The organism is Polaromonas sp. OV174, from assembly GCF_900112285.1.
In the GTDB taxonomy this organism is placed as follows: Bacteria; Pseudomonadota; Gammaproteobacteria; order Burkholderiales; family Burkholderiaceae_C; genus Polaromonas.
Window position 1 is genome coordinate 249,152 of the sequence record NZ_FOKZ01000002.1, and the last position, 16,298, is coordinate 265,449.

Below are 16,298 nucleotides of genomic sequence, written 5' to 3' on the forward strand. Positions count from 1 at the left end.
CTTCAGTTCAGAGTGCGGGAGGCCCGCGGCTAAAGGGCAGCCCGGGAATGGATGCGGCCAGGTTGGCCGGAACATCAAGCGCAGCGACCTGTTGGTCGAGATAACTTGGAATGACGGCAAGCGACAAGGGCGGTGGCAGCAGCCCCATGGAGGCGCACCAGTCGCAATGCGAGCCCGCTGGCGGCAACTCGCCAGCGCCACCATCGGCCTGACTCGTCGAAGCCATGTTGGCACTGCACAAGCCACCCAGCTTGCCAGTGCGCACCTCTTCGGCCAGCAGAGATGCCGGCGCCAGCAGCGCCGACAGCACGGCCAGGAAGCTCAAGAAAGCTGCCAGGCGTGCCCACACCGATAGCGGTGGGCGAGATGAGGGAGAGCGGGTCACGAGGCAATTATAAGAAGCTGGGCTCGCCCCCATGCCCGGCTCAGGCCGCCTGCGTTCAGGGCGAAGCAAACCCCAGTCGGACAAACACGGCCTGGGCCGGCGGCGACAGCAAGTACTGGGCGAACTGCGTGGCCGCCGCATCGCCGCTGCGCGCGGTCAGCCCATAAGCCGCACTCACCTGCAAGGCCGGCGGCAGCTCGACCACCTTCAGGCGCGGCAGCGTTTTGCGCGCCGATATGGCATTGGTGCAATAGGTCAGGAGGATGTCGGCGCGGCCCTCGCTCATCAGCCACTCGTAAGTGCCCCGCCCTGCCGGCGGCTGGGGCGCCGCCGGGGAACCGGTGAGCTTGAGGGCCTTGGCATCGAGCGCCGCATAAGCGCCGGGCTGCACGCTTTCGGCCCGGCGAAACAGCTCCCACGCGTAGTCGCCCGAAGGATCGGCCTTGGGCGTGGAGGTGCCCAGGCGCACCGCCGGGTTCAGCATTCGTTCGAGCAAGCTGGCAGGCGTTGCGGTTTCGTCTGGCGCCGTCAGGGCGCACAGGCGGTTGCGCACAAACAGCGTCGGCTTTTGCCACTGCGGGCTCTTGCTTGCCAGCGTCTCGGGGTGTTGCGTGTCGGCCGAGGCGAAGACCTGCGCCGGCTCGCCTTTTTCAATCCGCTCACGCAGCAGGCCGGAGGCGCCAAACACCAGCTCGGCGCGGCTGCCCGTGGCCGCTTCGTATAAACGCGCAATTTCAGTCAGCGGCTCACGCAGGCTGCCGGCAGCGTACACCTGCAGCGGAGCCACCACGGGTGTCTGAGCTTTGACCATGGCCGGCCCTCCTGCCAGGAGCGCCATCATGCTGACGGCCAGCAAGGCCTGCGTTGTCCGTGCCTGGGTCATGATGGCGGCTCCCTGAAAATTACTAAAAGTTGATTTACTTGGTGGCGTTGGGGAAAAACAGCTGCTGGCCGTTGATCTGGTAGCCGGCGATCACGGCCTGGCCGGCGGGCGAGATCACCCAGTCGACAAACTTCTGGCCTTCTGCCACTTTGGTTTTCGGGTGTTTGGCCGGGTTGACCAGCATCACGCCATACTGGTTGAAGAGGCGCTTGTCGCCTTCGACCAGAATCGTCAGGTCGGCGCGGTTCTTGAACGACAGCCAGGTGCCGCGATCGGCCAGCACGTAGCCGCCGGTGCTGGCAGCCATGTTGAGCGCCGGCCCCATGCCGCAGCCGCAGGCCTTGTAATTGGCAAAGGCCGGCGGCTCCACGCCGGCCGTTTTCCAGTAGCGCAGCTCGGCCGCGTGGGTGCCGCTCTTGTCGCCGCGCGAAATGAAATTGGCATTCGCCGCATTGAGTTTTTTCAGCGCTTCGACAATGTCATTGCCCTTGGTCTTGGCCGGATCGGCGACCGGGCCGACCAGCACGAAATCGTTGTACATGACGGGGAAACGCTTGACGGCAAAGCCTTCGGCGACGATTTTCTCTTCGGCCACCTGGTCATGCACAAACAGCACGTCGGCATCGCCACGGCGGCCCATGTCCAGGGCCTGGCCGGTGCCTACAGCCACCACCTTCACGTCTATGCCGCTGGCCTTTTTGAACTCGGGCAGCAGATAGCCAAACAGCCCGGACTGCTCGGTGGAGGTGGTGGAGGCGACCACGACGGAAGGTGTTTGCGCTATCGAAATAGTAGCTGATAGCGCAAGTGACACAAGCGCTGCAGCCCTTAAAGACTTAAATTTTCGGGCCATGGTGGTGATACTGTTCATGCAAGCTCTCCTTTTAAAAAATGTTCCGCCGCTGCGGGCAAAGGCCCTTCAAAAAAAGCCGACGTCGGCAGGTCGGCAATCAGCCTGCCCTGCTCCAGATACATCACACGGCTGGCCAGGCGCTTGACCTGGCCCAGGTTGTGGCTGCTGAAAATCAGCGTCATGCCGGCATCGGCGAATTCGGCCATTAGCCGCTCCACCTCACGCTTGGCCGTCGGGTCCAGGCTGGACGTCGGCTCATCGAGCAGCAAGACCTGCGGCTGCAAGGCCCAGGCCCGCGCCAGCGCCACGCGCTGCTGCTGACCGCCTGACAAGGCCTTGGCGTTGCGCCCCGCCAGATCGGCCAGACCGACCCGCTCCAGCGCCCGCATGGCGCGCTCTTTGGCCTGCTGCCAGGGCTGGCCGCTGAGCCACAAGCCCAGCGCTAGGTTGTGCAGTGCGCTGGCGCGCAGCATGTAGGGGCGCTGAAACAGCATGGCCTGACGCGCGCGCACATCCCGCTCCACACTGCCGGCGGCCGGCTGAACCAGCCCGTGCAGCGTGCGCAGCAGCGTGCTTTTGCCGCTGCCGTTGGAGCCCACCAGCGCCAGGCGCTCGCCGGCTTGGATATTAAAGGTACAGGCGCTGAGCGCCGGCACGCGCCCAAAGCGCACGCTGACGCCATTGAGCTTGAAGATCGGCGTCATAGCGACACGCCCCGGCCGACAGAGGCCGGCGCCATCGCCATCGCCACCTCGGGCAACTGGTCGTCGAGCTGCTCGCGCCAACGCCGCAGCAGCGCGATCAGGCCATTGAGCAGCAGCACCACGCCCAGCAGCACAATGCCCAGCGCCAGCGCCAGCGGCAGATCACCCTTGCTGGTTTCCAGCGCAATAGAGGTCGTCATGACGCGCGTGAAGCCTTCAATATTGCCGCCCACAATCATCACCGCGCCGACCTCTGAAATGGCACGGCCAAAGGCGGCAATCAGCACCGTGAGCAAGGCATAGCGCTCGTCCCAGAGCAAGATCAGGCTGCGCATGAAGCGGCCCGCACCGAGAGACTGGAACTGCTCGCCATGGCTGCGGTCGGCGTCTTCAATGGTCTGGCGCACCAGCGCCGTGACCACGGGCAGCACCAGCACGGCCTGCGCCAGCACCATGGCCTTGAAGGAAAACAGCCAGCCCAGATAGCCCAGCGGCCCGCTGCGCGACAGCAGCAGGTAAACCACCAGGCCGACCACCACCGAGGGCAAGGCCAGCGCGGTATTGAGCAGCGCCAGCACCACGGCGCGGCCGCGAAAGCGCGCCACGCCCAGCCAGGCACCGAGCAGCAAGCCCGCCGTGCAAGCGATCACGCAGGCGCTGGCACTAACCGCCAGCGACCGAATCACGATGCCGGCAAACAGCGGATCGAAGGACGTGATGAGTGAAAAGGCCGTAACGGCACTATCAGAGAAGGTGTTCATGCGATAGGTTCTGCCGGGACTGTAGCCCAGCTTTCAAGGCGATTGGCCGCCTAGGTAGTTGTCGCTATGAAAGCATTTGCATAGCAAAACAGCCTTGATCTGCCCATTTTTCAGGCGCGCTGATACGCTGATAATCAGCGCACACAACACTTGCCATGCACAAAGTCGAACTTTCCTACCTCTTGACCCCACAGCGTGGCAAAACCGCCCTGATACGCAACCCCCTGATGGACATGCTGCATGCGGTGCGCGAGCAAGGCTCCATCTCCGGCGCCGCCAAGGCAATGGCGCTGTCCTACCGCAATGTCTGGGGTGCGCTGAAAAACTGGGAACAAACGCTGGGGCGCAGCCTCATCGTCTGGGACAAGGGCCAACGCGCCCAGCTCACCGAATTCGGTGAAAAACTGCTGTGGGCCGAGCGCCAGGCGCAGGCCAGGCTGGCGCCGCAGATCGAAGCCCTGACCAGCGACATCGAGCGCGCCTTTTCCACCGCCTTTGACGACGAAGCCCATGTGCTGACGCTCTACGCCAGCCACGACGCGGCGCTGTCGGCCCTGCGCGAGCAAACCAGCCCGCACGGTCTGCATCTGGACATACGCTTCATGGGCAGCGTCGACGCGATTGCGGCGCTGAACGCCGGGCGTTGCATGATGGCCGGCTTTCACACGCTGGATCAGCCCGACAGCCACTCGGTGGCGGCAAAAACCTACCGCAGCCTGCTCAAGCCCGGCCTGCATAAATTGATAGGCTTTGCCCATCGCCAGCAAGGCCTGATGGTGGCCAAAAACAATCCGCTGGGCATTGCCGGCCTGGGCGATCTGGCGCAGGCCGGACTGCGTTATGTGAACCGTGCCGAAGGCACGGGCACGCGGGTCCTGCTGGACGAGTTGCTGGCCCGGGCCGGCATGCAGCCTTCCGACATCCAGGGCTACGCCAGTCAGGAGCCTTCGCACACGGCGGTGGCGCAGGCCATCGCCAGCAACGCCGCAGATGCCGGCCTGGGCATAGAAGCGGCGGCGCGTGAAAAAGGTCTGGGCTTTGTGCCGCTGGTGCAGGAGCGCTACCACCTGGTCTGCCTGAAGTCGGAACTGCCCACGCCGCCGGTGCAGGCCTTACTCAAGCAATTGCAAAGCCGCGACTGGAAAACCACGCTGGACGCGCTGCCGGGCTATAGCGGCGAGCGCGCACAAAGCGGCCAGGTGCTGTCGCTGCGGGCCAACTTGCCGTGGTGGAGCTACCGCAAGCCAAAAAATCAATGAAATAGGCCTCTAGCCCTTTCAGGGTGAGCGCAAGAAGCTATTTTTTTTATAGCAATAAAATACTTCTCACCGCACATCACTGCAAACCGCTCGCCCGCCATGACGGTTTGCAACGCGCCGCTTGCGCGCTTACCGCCCTGGCCAGGAACTAACAAGCCGCTTTTCAGTCTGCATCCCGTGCGCCATTTTTTCCTGTTCCTGCTCCTCACCCTGGTCTTGGCACCGCTTGCAATGCAAGGCGGCCAGGGCAGCGCCATGGCCGCGCCTTTCGTAGCGGGGCAAAAAGCAGCCATGGCATGGGAAGAAGAAAAGCTGCACGGCGAGCCCCGTGCCGCCGCGCACCATGCCGCCGACACCACCACGCTGAGCGCCTGTGACCCCACCCAGCCCTGCCAAGCCTGCACGCTGTGCCAGGCCTGCCAGCAAGCCGCTTCAGCCAACGAGATGGGTCAGCCCCTGCATTCACCGCGCAAACAGCGGCAACCGCCGCATCACGCCGCCAGCTATCTGAGCGCGCAAGGCGCGCCGGACTTCAGGCCGCCGATTCTTTAAGCTCAGATTCCCCGGGTGCCTGTCCTTGTTGGGCACCCACCAACTGCCGCACGCCGCTAGCCCCACTGGCCCCGCTGGCGTCGCGGTTCTGATGTTGATGCCAACCTGAGTCTGAAGAATGCTTGACCAAACCCCTGCCAGCGCCCCACGCGCTTCGCCCCACCCCGCCTTGAATCGCCAGATCGCCCTGGGCTACAGCATCGCCCTCGTCATTTTTCTGGCCGACGTGGCGACCAAGTACTGGGTCCATGAATACACCGCCTATGACTGGAGCCAGCCGCTACTGCCTTTTTTCAATCTGGTCCAGGTCTGGAACCAGGGCGCCGCTTTCAGCTTTCTGGCCGATGCCGGTGGCTGGCAAAGGCTGTTTCTGACCAGCGTCGCACTGCTCGCCTCGGTCTGGCTGCTGCTCATGCTGCGCAAGCCAATGGCTCTTTGGGAACGCCTGGCCTACAGCCTGATTCTCGGCGGCGCGCTCGGCAATGGCGTTGACCGTGGCTGGCGCGGTTATGTGGTGGATTTTCTGGACTTCCATTGGCTAGGCTGGCACTGGCCGGCCTTCAATATTGCCGACATCGCCATCGTCTGCGGTGCCCTGCTGATGATTTTTTCCACCCTGAAAACCGCCCCCGCCCATGCCTCTAAAACCACCGACTGACATGATTAACTCTCCACCCTTGTCGCGAACGCAGTGGTCACTGCTGCTGGCTTGCTGGCTGATCGCGCTGGTTTCCAGCCTGGGCAGCCTCTTCTTCAGCGAAGTCATGAAGCTAGAGCCCTGCGTGCTGTGCTGGTACCAGCGCATCGCCATGTTTCCGCTGGCGCTGATACTGGCCCAAGGCCTTTACACGCAAGACCGGCAAAGCGTGAAATACGCGCTGCCCCTGGCCTGGGCCGGAGGCTTGGTGGCGCTCTACCACTGCTTGCTTTACGCCGGCTTTATTCCCCAAGGCCTGCGACCCTGCGGCAAGGGTTCCTCATGTGCCGAGCAAAAACTCGAACTGGCCGGCTTCATCACCATTCCCCTGCTATCCGTGCTGGCGTTTTCTCTCATCATCCTGTTATTGATTTCCGTTAAAAAAGGTTTGCCCAAATGAACAAAAAAATTCTCGTCCTCGTTGTGGGCGCCCTCGTCGTGCTGGGGTTTTCGCTAGGCATCTACGTCTACCAGGACAAACAGGCGCAGACCCTGAGCCGACTGGCCCAGGAAAGCAACTCGGTGTTCAACCGCCCCCATGCACCGGTTTATGGATCGCCCACGGCCAAGGTCCGCATCGTCGAGTTTTTTGACCCGGCCTGCGAAACCTGCAGGGCGTTTTATCCCCTGGTCAAAAAACTGGTTGACGAGCGGCCGGGGCAAGTCCAGCTGCTGGTCCGCCAGCTGCCGCTGCACCACGGTTCAGATCAAGCCAGCAGAATTCTGGAGGCAGCGCGCCTGCAGGGACTTTTTTGGCCGGTGACCGAGGCCGTGCTCAGGGCCCAACCGCTCTGGGCCTCGCATGACAGGCCACAGCCCGAGCTCATTTGGAGCATCGTCGAGAACACGGGCTTAAATATCCGCAAGGCCAAGGACGATGTCGCCACACCGCAAGTCCAGGCCAGCCTGGACCAGGACATGGCCGATGCCAAAACGCTGAACGTCACCCTGACGCCGGGCTTTTTTGTCAATGGCAAACCGCTGAGCAACTTTGGCCATGCGCAGCTCAAGGCCCTGGTGGACGCGGAGATCGAATCAGCCTACCCGCAATAGGCTTGAGCTCAATGCGCATGGCCATGTTCATGATCATGCTGTGGCGCCACGCTGCCGGCCGCTTTGGCGGCGCCGCGCAGCAAGCGCAGCCCGTTGGCCACCACCAGCAAGCTGGCCCCCATGTCGGCAAACACGGCCATCCACATGGTTGCCGTGCCGAACACCGCCAGCAGCAGAAACACGCTCTTGATGCCCAGCGCCAGGCTGATGTTTTGCCAGAGTATGGAGTGCGTGCGTTGTGAGAGGCGAACGGTTTCGGCCACGCGCTGCAGGTTGTCGTTCATGATGACCACGTCGGCCGCTTCCATGGCGGTGTCGGTTCCGGCGCCGCCCATGGCAAAACCGATGTCGGCCTGCGCCAGCGCCGGCGCGTCATTGATGCCGTCGCCTGTCATGCCGGTGGCGCCGTAGCGCTGCTGCATTTCCTTGATGGCTTCGAGCTTGGCCTCGGGCAACAGGTCGCCGCGCGCATCGCCGATGCCGGCCTGCGCCGCGATGGCCTGGGCGGTGGCGCTGTTGTCGCCCGTCAGCATCACCGGGGCAACACCCAAGGCCTTGAGGTCGGCAATGGCCTGGATGGAGCTGGCCTTGATCGTGTCGGCTACCGCAAACAGGGCCAGCACGCGGGTCTTGTCGGCCAGCAGGGTCACGCTGCGGCCCTGCTGCTCATGCAGTGCCAGTTCGGCTTCCAGTTCGGGGCTGCAGCAGCCGCGTTCGTGCATCAGCCTGTGGTTGCCCAGCAGCAGATCTTGACCGCCTACCCTGCCCTGTACGCCGCGCCCCGGCAGGGCCGTAAAGTTTTGCACCTCGCCGGGCTGCTGGCTGGAACTGGCTGCAATTGCTTTGGACACCGGGTGGTCAGAGCGTGCGGCCAGGCTGCAGGCCGCTTGTTTCAGCTGCGCCTCGTCGCCATCACCCCAAACCCGCCAGTCCACCAGCTTGGGCTTGCCTTCGGTGATGGTGCCGGTTTTGTCCAGCGCCACGGCCTTGAGCAGGCGGGCCTCTTCCAGATAAGTGCCGCCCTTGATCAAAATGCCGCGCCGGGCGGCGGCCGACAAGCCGCTCACCACCGTGACCGGCGTTGAAATCACCAGGGCGCAGGGGCAGGCAATGACCAGCAGCACCAGCGCCTTGTAGGCCGCCTCTTGCCAGCTCAGGCCCATCAACAATGGCGTCAACACCGCAACGGCCACCGCTATGGCAAAAATGACGGGGGTGTAGGCCGCCGCGAAGCGGTCTACAAAACGCTGGGTCGGTGCGCGCGTGCCCTGCGCCTGCTCCACGGCGTGAATGATGCGGGCCAGGGTGGTGTCGCTGGCCGCCTTGGTGATGCGCACTTCCAGCTCGCCGGTTTCATTGATGGTGCCGGCAAATACCGCGTCGCCCGGGGCTTTGTCCACCGGCATGCTTTCGCCGGTGATGGGGGCCTGGTTGATGGCGCTGTTGCCCTGGATGACGATGCCATCCAGCGGCAGCCGCTCACCCGGCTTGATACGCACCGTGGCTTGCAGCGGCACCGCCGCCACCGGTGTCAAGACCCAGGCACCGTCTGGCTGGCGCGTCAAGGCCTGGGCCGGGGCCAGCTCCAGCAGGCCCTTGATCGCATTGCGCGCCCGGTCAACGGCCTTGGCCTCTAGCCACTCGGCGATCGCATACAAGGCCATCACCATGGCGGCCTCAGGCCACTGCCCGATGGCAAAAGCGCCGGTCACCGCCACCGACATCAAGGCGTTGATGTTGAGCTTGCCGCGAAGCAGTGCGGCGATGCCTTTTTTGTAGGTGTCAATGCCGGCCAGCCAGATGGCCAGTGCGGCCACCGCCATGCCCGCCACTTTCCAGGGCGTGGCGTCTGGCGCGAAATAGGAAAGCAGTTCCGCGCCCGTGGCCAGCACCAGGGCGAGTACAAAGCGCCCCATACCGCTGCCAAACAAACCGCTGCCGCCAGCGTGACCATGGTCGTGATCGTGGTCATGCGAATGGCCATGCGCCCCATCTGCAGGGGGCTGCGCAGCGCCCGCCACCATAGGCCTGGGGTCAAAGCCGGCCTGGCGAATCGCCGCCAGCGCGAGCGGGTAAGCCTCATCGGCCGCCTCAATTTTCAGCGTTCGTGCGCCAAGCTGAAAACCCAGGGACCTGATTCCGGCAATCGGCTCCAGCGCCTGGCGGATTTCAGACTCTTCAGCGCTGCAGTCCATGGTCGCGATGCGAAACAATTGCCCGCCCGCACCAGCGCTGGCTGGCGCGCTGGTGCTGGTCTGAGTGGGCGCGCAGCAGGCGGTGGAGCCGCAAGCGCTAAGCTCGGATGAGTGTGGGGTTTCAGTTTTCATGGCCCAATTGGAAACCTTGCAGCGACCTTAAAGTCAAGCCGGATTTTTAAGACCCTTTCTGGAGAAGTAAGCCATGAAAATCGGTGAACTGGCCAAAGCAGCCCAGACACAAAGCGAAACCATACGCTATTACGAGCGCGAAGGCCTGCTACCCGAGGCCGCACGTACGGCGGCCAATTACAGAAGCTACGACAACAGCCACATTCAGCGCCTGGCCTTCATCCGTCACTGCCGCTCACTGGACATGACGCTGGGCGAAATCCGCACCCTGCTGCATTTCAAGGATGCGCCCGAAGAAAACTGCGCCGAGGTCAACGAACTGCTGGACGCGCATATTGGCCACGTTGTCACGCGCATTCGGGAGCTCAAGACCTTGGAAGGCGAGCTGAAAGCACTGCGCAAGCGCTGCACCAGCGGCCACGAGGCGGCCGATTGCGGCATCTTGAGCGGCCTGGAAAAAGCGGCGCAGGAGCAAGCGCAGCGGAGCTCGGGGCCTGGCCACGGCGCACACATCCAGGGCGCCCATCAAGGCGTGGGGGCCCAGTCAAACCCCAAAAAACAAACAAAATAGGCCTCTAGCCCTTTCAGGGAAAGCGCAAAAAGCTATTATTTTTATAGCGAACAGGATCTGAATCCGCAGAAAATATCGTCGCGTTCGGGCAGATAGAAATTGCGAAACTTAGGCTGCTTCAGGCGCGCACGGGTGGCAAACGAGGCACCGCGCAACACCTTGTGGCTGCCAAACCAGGGTTGCGAATAGGTTTCATAGGGGTCGGGCGCAAAGCCTGGATAGGGGCGAAAACTGCTCCCCGTCCACTCCCAGACATCGCCCCAGCGAAAGCCGCGGCGCGCCGCCGTACAGGCCGCCACTTCCCACTCCACTTCGGACGGCAAGCGGCGACCGGCCCAGCGGCACCAGGCGTCGGCCTCCCACCAACTGACATGCATCACCGGCTGATGGCCTTGCATGCGCATGGTCCGGCCAAAGCGCGTCTGCATGACGGCGCCGCTGGCCACGCCAATCTGCTCGACATAACGCGGACCACGCCGGCCTTCAGCCGCAACCAGGCCCTGCAGCCACTGCCAGCCCGCCGGCTGCCAGAGCGCCTCGCGGTCATAACCACCATCGCCGACAAACTCCACGTACTGCGCCCAGGTGACGGGCTGGGCGTCGATGTCAAACTCGGGCACCTGAACTGGATGCGGCGCTTTTTCGTTGTCAAAAACAAAGCCGCTGCCGGGACCGGCCTCACTGCCCAGTTGCCACAGCGTGGCTGGCAGCAGCAGGGGCTCGCGCACGGCCACGGGCGGCGGCGTGAAAGCCGTCAAAAAATGCGGTGCCAGCGTCAGGCCCAGCGTCTGGGCACCATAGGCCAGGGCCTCGCCATGCATGTCTTCATGAAACAGGCACAGGCGGTAAAAATACAGCGCATCATCGCTTTCGTCGGCTTTTTCAAGCAGCTCCAAGGTGCTTTCCAGGGTGTCCAGCAAATAAGAGCGGCAATTTTCCAGCGCCGGCAAATCCAGCGTCCAGCGGCTGTCATGCGGCACATGGTCAGAGTCCCACCAGCGGTCGGCGTTGGGCTCCATCGAAGCCAGCCTGGCATGCGCGGGATCGCAGCGCGTGCCCAGCGCCCGCTGCAGGTTGCGCCCTATCCAGCGCTCCTGAAACCAGCCCACATGGCCCAGTTCCCACAGCGGTGGATTCAGGCTGGCGAGCCGGGGGACGGCGAAACTCACCGCCTCCAAGGCGTTCTGATACTGGCCCATTAGCTGCAGCGTATGATTGCGCGCATCCATCAACGCCAGCGACAACAACTCCCTGCCGGCGCTGCGCATGAGGGTTGAATCGATCAGGGCCGGATTGGCCGCAGGGGGCAAACCGGGCGATGCATGAGGTATGGAATCTGAAGCCAAAAAAATCATCCTGGTAAGCCCGGCGATGGCCGACGCCAATAACGGCAACTGGCATACCGCGCGGCGCTGGGCAAATTTCCTGTCGAATCATTGTGACATTGCCCTGATGCGGCAGTGGCCTGAAGCCATAGGAAACGCTGACTCCCCTTCCTCCCCCTTGGCCCGGCGCGCGCCGCAAGCCATGCTGGCATTGCATGCACGCCGCTCGGCTGCATCGATTCAGGCCTGGGCCCAGGCCTGCCCCGACAAAGCCCTCATCGTGGTGCTGACCGGAACCGACCTGTATCGCGACATACTCACGGACGCCGACGCCCAGCGATCGCTGGCCCTGGCTTCGCACCTGGTGTTGCTGCAGGACGCCGGCCTGCAAGCCCTGCCCGCCGTCTGGCGCAGCAAAGCCAGCGTGATTTACCAGTCAGCCCCGACCTTGAAACCGGCGCGCAAATCCAGCCAGTCGTTTCGCGCGCTAATGGTCGGCCATCTGCGCGAGGAAAAAGATCCCCTGACTTTCATGCGGGCCGCCGGCCACGACTTGGTGAGCCGCATTCATTTCGAGCAGATCGGACTGGCGCTGGCGCCGCACTTTGCCGAGGCGGCGCAGGCTACCCAAGCAGGCATGCCGCGCTACCGCTGGCTGGGCGGCCTACCACGGGCGCAGACGCGCCAGCGCATCAAGCGTGCGCATGTGCTGGTCAACTGCTCACTCATGGAAGGCGGCGCCCAGGTCATTCTGGAAGCGATTTGCTCGGGTACGCCGGTGCTGGCCTCGCGCATCAGCGGCAATCTGGGCATGCTGGGGACTGACTACGCGGGCTACTTCACACCCGGCGACGACGCGCAGCTTGCTGCGCTGCTGCGCCGCTGCGCGTCCACACCGGATTTCCTGGCCTTGCTGCAAAGCCAATGCGTCCGGCGTGCCGGCCTGTTTGCGCCGCAAGAGGAAAAACGTCTTGTCATAAACTTGCTGACCAGCGCACTCAACGAAGCAAGTGCGCGTCGCCCCCTTTGAAAGCCAAGCCATGAATACCCCCTCCCCCCAGCCCACGACCGCCATACCGCGCCTGACCAGCTTGTCTCACGGCGGCGGCTGCGGCTGCAAGATTGCCCCGGGCGTGCTGAGCGAGATCCTGAAAAACTCCAGCAATCTGCCAATACCGCCCCAATTGCTGGTGGGCATAGAAACCGCCGACGACGCGGCGGTCTACCAGCTCAATGACGAGCAGGCGCTGATCGCCACCACCGACTTCTTCATGCCCATCGTCGATGACCCCTATGACTTCGGTCGCATTGCCGCCACCAACGCCATCAGCGACGTCTACGCCATGGGCGGCACGCCCATCATGGCGCTGGGCCTGGTGGGCATGCCCATCAACGTGCTGCCACTGGAGACCATAGGCGCGATTTTGCGCGGCGGCCAGGATGTCTGCCGCGACGCCGGCATTCCGATTGCCGGCGGCCACACTATTGATTCCGTGGAGCCGATTTACGGCCTGGTGGTGCTCGGTCTGGTGCACCCCTCGCGCGTCAAGAAAAACTCCGGCGCCAAGGCCGGCGACGTGCTGGTTCTGGGTAAACCGCTGGGCGTAGGCATCTTGTCGGCCGCGCTCAAGAAGGAAGCGCTGAGCGCTGAAGGCTATGCGCGCATGATCGCCATCACCACGCAGCTGAACAAGCCCGGCATTGAGCTGGCCAAAATGGCCGCCGTGCATGCCCTGACCGACATCACCGGCTTTGGCCTGGCCGGCCACGGACTGGAGCTGGCGCGCGGCGCAAAACTGAAAATGCAATTGCAACTCGACCAGATTCCGCTGCTGCCCGGCGTGCTGGAACTCGCCACTCAAGGCATGGTCACCGGCGCCTCGGCTCGCAACTGGGCCAGCTATGGCGCCGAAGTCACACTGCCCGCCGGCATCAGCGCGGCGCAGCAAGCCCTGCTGAGCGACCCGCAAACCAGCGGCGGGCTGCTGGTGGCTTGCGCGCCCGAGGCCGCCGACGAAGTGCTGGCCTGTTTCCGCCAGCAGGGCTTTGGCGATGCCAGCGTGGTGGGCCGCATGGTCGAAGGCCATGGCGTGGAGGTTCTCTGAGTCGTTTTAATTAACGGGAGCACAGCCTCCTGACATTGTTGGCCCGGCCCCCGGAGTTCCTTCTAAAATCCGACTTGCGCAAATAATCATCCGGCAGACGCACCCAGTCTTTCGGATGATTTTTTATGCGAATTTTCTTTACCCTGGAGACAAAAAAACATGCGCGCGTTATTGAAGTTTTCAAATGCGGTGGACTGGCTTAACGCCAAGATCGGCCAGTACGCTATCTGGCTCATCTTTGCGGCGACCCTCATCAGCGCCCTTAACGCCATCGTGCGCAAGGTGTTCGGAACCAGTTCCAACGCCTACCTGGAAGCACAGTGGTATTTGTTCGCCTGGTCCTTCCTGATCGCGGCCGGCTATACCTTGCTGCACCGCGAACATGTCCGCATCGACGTTTTGAACAGTCGCCTGTCCAAGCGCACGCAGGTGTGGATAGACATCATCGGCTTCGCCTTCTTTCTGACACCGCTGTGCCTCACCGTGCTGATCCTGTCGGTGCCTGTGGTGGTCCAGATGTACCAGTCCGGCGAGATGTCGGGCAATCCCGGCGGCCTGATCCGCTGGCCGGTCTGGATCGCGCTGCCTATCGGCTTCACCTTGCTGATGCTGCAAGGCTGGTCCGAGCTGATCAAGCGCTTCGCCTTCCTGAACGGCCAGGGCCCTGACCCTATGGGTCGCCTCGCCGACAAGTCGACCGAGGAAGAGCTGGTCGAAGCCCTGCGCGCACGCGATGCCGCGTTGGCGCCCCTCCCCACCACCAGCCCGTCTGCCGACGCGGCCCCCCAACGCTAAGCGGTCGGAGTCAGCCACACATGGAATTCATCACCGCCAATTTCGCCCCGATCATGTTCGCGGGTTTGATCATCTTTCTGCTAATGGGCTTCCCGGTGGCGTTCAGCCTAGGCGCCTGCGGACTGTTCTTCGGCCTCGTCGGCATAGAGCTCGGCGTGTTCCCCGCCTCCGTCATTGCCTGGCTGCCGCAGCGGCTGATAGGCATCATGGCCAACGACACCTTGCTGGCAGTCCCCTTCTTTACCTTGATGGGACTGATACTGGAGCGAAGTGGCATGGCCGAGGACCTGCTAGAGACCGTCGGCCAGGTCTTCGGACCTATCCGTGGCGGTCTGGCCCTGGCCGTGATCTTCGTCGGCGCACTGCTGGCAGCTACCACCGGCGTGGTCGCCGCCTCGGTTATCTCCATGGGCCTGATCTCACTGCCCATCATGCTGCGCTACGGTTATGACCGGCGCCTGACGAGCGGCGTGATTGCGGCCTCGGGCACGCTGGCGCAAATCATTCCGCCCTCGCTGGTGCTGATCATCATGGCCGACCAGCTCGGCAAGAGCGTCGGCGACATGTACAAGGGCGCGTTCCTGCCCGGCTTCATGTTGATGGGCCTGTATGTGGTCTACGTGCTGATTCTCGCCGTCTTCAAACCGCTGCAGGTTCCCGCACTGCCCATCGAAGCGCGCATCTACCGCGAGCCCAATGGCAGCGGCGGCTACACCTCGCTAACCATTCTCGCGGCGCTCTCGACCACGGTGGCGGTCTTCCTGGCACGCCACATGGAAGCCTTGCACACCTGGTGGCAAGGCGAGCTGGTGACCTCTGTTCCCACCGATGAAAAAGTGGTGGTCGCGATGTGCGGCGGCGTGTTCGTGGCACTGATCATCGCGTTGATCAACAAGGGCCTGAAGCTCAACTTGCTGTCGCGTCTGGCCGAACGGGTGACCTTCGTGCTGATCCCGCCGCTGCTGCTGATCTTTCTGGTGCTGGGCACCATTTTCCTGGGCATCGCCACACCGACCGAAGGCGGCGCCATGGGTGCGATGGGCGCGCTGATCATGGGTTGGGCACGTCAGCGCCTGAGCATGAAGCTGCTCAAGCAGGCACTCGCCTCGACCACCAAGCTGTCTAGCTTCGTGATGTTCATCCTGATCGGTGCTACCGTCTTCAGCCTGGTGTTCCAGGCCGCCGACGGTCCTATCTGGGTTGAACACCTGCTGTCAGACCTGCCCGGCGGCCAGATCGGCTTTCTGGTGCTGGTCAATGTGTTGATCTTCTTCCTGGCCTTCTTCCTCGATTACTTCGAGCTGTCCTTCATCGTGGTGCCGCTGCTGGCACCGGTGGCGGACAAACTGGGCATAGATCTGATCTGGTTCGGCGTGCTCTTGGCCGTCAACATGCAGACCTCCTTTTTGCATCCGCCCTTCGGCTTCGCGCTGTTCTTCCTGCGCTCGGTCGCACCGGAAAAGCAGTACGTGGACCGTGTGACCAAGAAGGTCATGGAGCCGGTCACCACGATGCAGATTTACAAGGGTGCGATCCCCTTCCTGCTGATCCAGCTGACGATGGTGGGCATCTTGATCGCCTTCCCGCAACTGGTGACCGGCAGCCTGGACAAGAAAGAGACCGTCAACCTCGAGTCCATCGGTGATCAGATGCGCCAGAGCCTGCAGCCGGGCAGCGAGGATGCCGACACCAGCCCTGGCTACGGCGCGGACGAAAAACCCGAAGCTGAAGCCCCCGCGGCCGAGCCAAGCGCGCCTGCCGCTCCAGAGGCCGCAGACGATCCGGCCAAGGCGATGGAAGACGCGCTCAAGGCAGCGCCGTCAAGCAAATAGTCGTAGCGCACAGCCCCGCCGTCATGCATGGCGGGGCCGCTTCTTGCACCAGCCCGCCTCAAGGCCAGGCACATCGGCTGCAGACGCTCAGGGCTCCATTCGCAGCGGCCCTCGTTCCCCACTAACTTCTTGCCCTCTCCCCGCGCCAGCTTGCGAAAGCGCTCGCCCTCCCCGTTTCACTGGACATAAAAAAAGC

17 protein-coding genes are annotated in these 16,298 nt (G+C 63.2%); 10 read left to right on the forward strand and 7 right to left on the reverse strand.

Translation table 11 applies throughout. The features are described 5' to 3' along the window. Nucleotides 1-7: 7 nt before the first annotated feature. Genes BM160_RS03135 through BM160_RS03155 form a run of 5 tightly spaced genes read right to left on the reverse strand, consistent with a single transcriptional unit; the run spans nt 8 to nt 3,586 of the window. Nucleotides 8-385: a DUF2946 family protein gene (locus tag BM160_RS03135; protein ID WP_143093170.1), complete on the reverse strand. Its 378-nt coding sequence runs from the start codon at nt 383-385 to the stop codon at nt 8-10. Between the two features lie 55 nt (nt 386-440). Beyond that, the gene (locus BM160_RS03140) at nt 441-1,268 is read right to left on the reverse strand and encodes a molybdate ABC transporter substrate-binding protein (protein ID WP_177218892.1); all 828 of its coding nucleotides are present in this window, start codon (nt 1,266-1,268) and stop codon (nt 441-443) included. A 34-nt stretch (nt 1,269-1,302) separates the two neighbouring features. Next, entirely contained in the window at nt 1,303-2,139 is an 837-nt protein-coding gene (locus BM160_RS03145) for an ABC transporter substrate-binding protein (RefSeq protein WP_255368591.1), read from the reverse strand. After that, nucleotides 2,136-2,825: an ABC transporter ATP-binding protein gene (locus BM160_RS03150; protein ID WP_092000260.1), complete on the reverse strand. Its 690-nt coding sequence runs from the start codon at nt 2,823-2,825 to the stop codon at nt 2,136-2,138. Before BM160_RS03150 ends, BM160_RS03145 begins: the two co-directional genes overlap by 4 nt. Beyond that, on the reverse strand, nt 2,822-3,586 hold the full coding sequence (locus BM160_RS03155) for an ABC transporter permease (RefSeq protein ID WP_092000262.1): 765 nt from the start codon (nt 3,584-3,586) through the stop codon (nt 2,822-2,824). The genes BM160_RS03150 and BM160_RS03155 overlap by 4 nt, the downstream gene beginning before the upstream one ends. Before the next feature lie 155 nt (nt 3,587-3,741). On the opposite strand from BM160_RS03155, the gene BM160_RS03160 reads away from it, so the two are divergent. The 5 genes from BM160_RS03160 to BM160_RS03180 all read left to right on the forward strand — a co-directional run bounded on the left by BM160_RS03160 (nt 3,742) and on the right by BM160_RS03180 (nt 7,147). Continuing rightward, nucleotides 3,742-4,845, forward strand: coding sequence for a substrate-binding domain-containing protein (locus BM160_RS03160; RefSeq protein ID WP_092000265.1), 1,104 nt, complete (start codon nt 3,742-3,744; stop codon nt 4,843-4,845). A gap of 291 nt (nt 4,846-5,136) precedes the next feature. Next, nucleotides 5,137-5,397: a hypothetical protein gene (locus BM160_RS03165; RefSeq protein WP_177218893.1), complete on the forward strand. Its 261-nt coding sequence runs from the start codon at nt 5,137-5,139 to the stop codon at nt 5,395-5,397. Nucleotides 5,398-5,515: 118 nt separating this feature from the next. Further along, complete coding sequence (lspA, locus tag BM160_RS03170; protein ID WP_092000270.1) at nt 5,516-6,055, forward strand: signal peptidase II; 540 nt, start codon at nt 5,516-5,518, stop codon at nt 6,053-6,055. Nucleotide 6,056: 1 nt separating this feature from the next. Continuing rightward, complete coding sequence (locus BM160_RS03175; RefSeq protein WP_092000274.1) at nt 6,057-6,494, forward strand: disulfide bond formation protein B; 438 nt, start codon at nt 6,057-6,059, stop codon at nt 6,492-6,494. Then, a complete protein-coding gene (locus tag BM160_RS03180) occupies nt 6,491-7,147 on the forward strand; it encodes a DsbA family protein (RefSeq protein WP_092000277.1) in 657 nt (218 codons plus the stop codon). The genes BM160_RS03175 and BM160_RS03180 overlap by 4 nt, the downstream gene beginning before the upstream one ends. Before the next feature lie 8 nt (nt 7,148-7,155). Here BM160_RS03180 and BM160_RS03185 read toward each other — a convergent pair whose 3' ends face one another. Next, a complete protein-coding gene (locus tag BM160_RS03185) occupies nt 7,156-9,474 on the reverse strand; it encodes a heavy metal translocating P-type ATPase (protein WP_255368593.1) in 2,319 nt (772 codons plus the stop codon). A 73-nt stretch (nt 9,475-9,547) separates the two neighbouring features. Here BM160_RS03185 and cadR point away from each other — a divergent pair, with 73 nt between their 5' ends. Further along, nucleotides 9,548-10,045: a Cd(II)/Pb(II)-responsive transcriptional regulator gene (gene cadR / locus BM160_RS03190; RefSeq protein ID WP_092000279.1), complete on the forward strand. Its 498-nt coding sequence runs from the start codon at nt 9,548-9,550 to the stop codon at nt 10,043-10,045. Nucleotides 10,046-10,086: 41 nt separating this feature from the next. On the opposite strand, the gene senA is transcribed toward cadR, so the two are convergent. After that, entirely contained in the window at nt 10,087-11,313 is a 1,227-nt protein-coding gene (gene senA / locus BM160_RS03195) for a selenoneine synthase SenA (protein ID WP_092000477.1), read from the reverse strand. Nucleotides 11,314-11,374: 61 nt separating this feature from the next. On the opposite strand from senA, the gene senB reads away from it, so the two are divergent. From senB to BM160_RS03215, 4 genes are all read left to right on the forward strand, one after another. Beyond that, nucleotides 11,375-12,400, forward strand: a complete 1,026-nt coding sequence (gene senB, locus BM160_RS03200; protein ID WP_092000282.1) for a selenoneine biosynthesis selenosugar synthase SenB — start codon at nt 11,375-11,377, stop codon at nt 12,398-12,400. Between the two features lie 10 nt (nt 12,401-12,410). Continuing rightward, nucleotides 12,411-13,475 (forward strand): selenide, water dikinase SelD, encoded by a 1,065-nt coding sequence (selD, locus tag BM160_RS03205; protein WP_092000285.1) that lies wholly within the window; start codon nt 12,411-12,413, stop codon nt 13,473-13,475. Nucleotides 13,476-13,634: 159 nt separating this feature from the next. Next, nucleotides 13,635-14,270: a TRAP transporter small permease subunit gene (locus BM160_RS03210; RefSeq protein ID WP_092000288.1), complete on the forward strand. Its 636-nt coding sequence runs from the start codon at nt 13,635-13,637 to the stop codon at nt 14,268-14,270. Between the two features lie 20 nt (nt 14,271-14,290). Continuing rightward, complete coding sequence (locus BM160_RS03215) at nt 14,291-16,102, forward strand: TRAP transporter large permease (RefSeq protein ID WP_092000291.1); 1,812 nt, start codon at nt 14,291-14,293, stop codon at nt 16,100-16,102. Nucleotides 16,103-16,298: the final 196 nt, after the last annotated feature.

Excerpts from the sequence above, each read along its gene's own strand:
- BM160_RS03140 (WP_177218892.1), bottom strand. The coding sequence starts at position 1,268 with ATGACCCAGGCACGGACAACGCAGGCCTTGCTGGCCGTCAGCATGATG.
- BM160_RS03145 (WP_255368591.1), bottom strand. The coding sequence starts at position 2,139 with ATGAACAGTATCACCACCATGGCCCGAAAATTTAAGTCTTTAAGGGCT.
- BM160_RS03150 (WP_092000260.1), bottom strand. The coding sequence starts at position 2,825 with ATGACGCCGATCTTCAAGCTCAATGGCGTCAGCGTGCGCTTTGGGCGC.
- BM160_RS03155 (WP_092000262.1), bottom strand. The coding sequence starts at position 3,586 with ATGAACACCTTCTCTGATAGTGCCGTTACGGCCTTTTCACTCATCACG.
- BM160_RS03160 (WP_092000265.1), top strand. The coding sequence starts at position 3,742 with ATGCACAAAGTCGAACTTTCCTACCTCTTGACCCCACAGCGTGGCAAA.
- BM160_RS03165 (WP_177218893.1), top strand. The coding sequence starts at position 5,137 with ATGGCATGGGAAGAAGAAAAGCTGCACGGCGAGCCCCGTGCCGCCGCG.
- lspA (WP_092000270.1), top strand. The coding sequence starts at position 5,516 with ATGCTTGACCAAACCCCTGCCAGCGCCCCACGCGCTTCGCCCCACCCC.
- BM160_RS03175 (WP_092000274.1), top strand. The coding sequence starts at position 6,057 with ATGATTAACTCTCCACCCTTGTCGCGAACGCAGTGGTCACTGCTGCTG.
- BM160_RS03180 (WP_092000277.1), top strand. The coding sequence starts at position 6,491 with ATGAACAAAAAAATTCTCGTCCTCGTTGTGGGCGCCCTCGTCGTGCTG.
- BM160_RS03185 (WP_255368593.1), bottom strand. The coding sequence starts at position 9,474 with ATGAAAACTGAAACCCCACACTCATCCGAGCTTAGCGCTTGCGGCTCC.
- cadR (WP_092000279.1), top strand. The coding sequence starts at position 9,548 with ATGAAAATCGGTGAACTGGCCAAAGCAGCCCAGACACAAAGCGAAACC.
- senA (WP_092000477.1), bottom strand. The coding sequence starts at position 11,313 with ATGCGCAGCGCCGGCAGGGAGTTGTTGTCGCTGGCGTTGATGGATGCG.
- senB (WP_092000282.1), top strand. The coding sequence starts at position 11,375 with ATGGAATCTGAAGCCAAAAAAATCATCCTGGTAAGCCCGGCGATGGCC.
- selD (WP_092000285.1), top strand. The coding sequence starts at position 12,411 with ATGAATACCCCCTCCCCCCAGCCCACGACCGCCATACCGCGCCTGACC.
- BM160_RS03210 (WP_092000288.1), top strand. The coding sequence starts at position 13,635 with ATGCGCGCGTTATTGAAGTTTTCAAATGCGGTGGACTGGCTTAACGCC.
- BM160_RS03215 (WP_092000291.1), top strand. The coding sequence starts at position 14,291 with ATGGAATTCATCACCGCCAATTTCGCCCCGATCATGTTCGCGGGTTTG.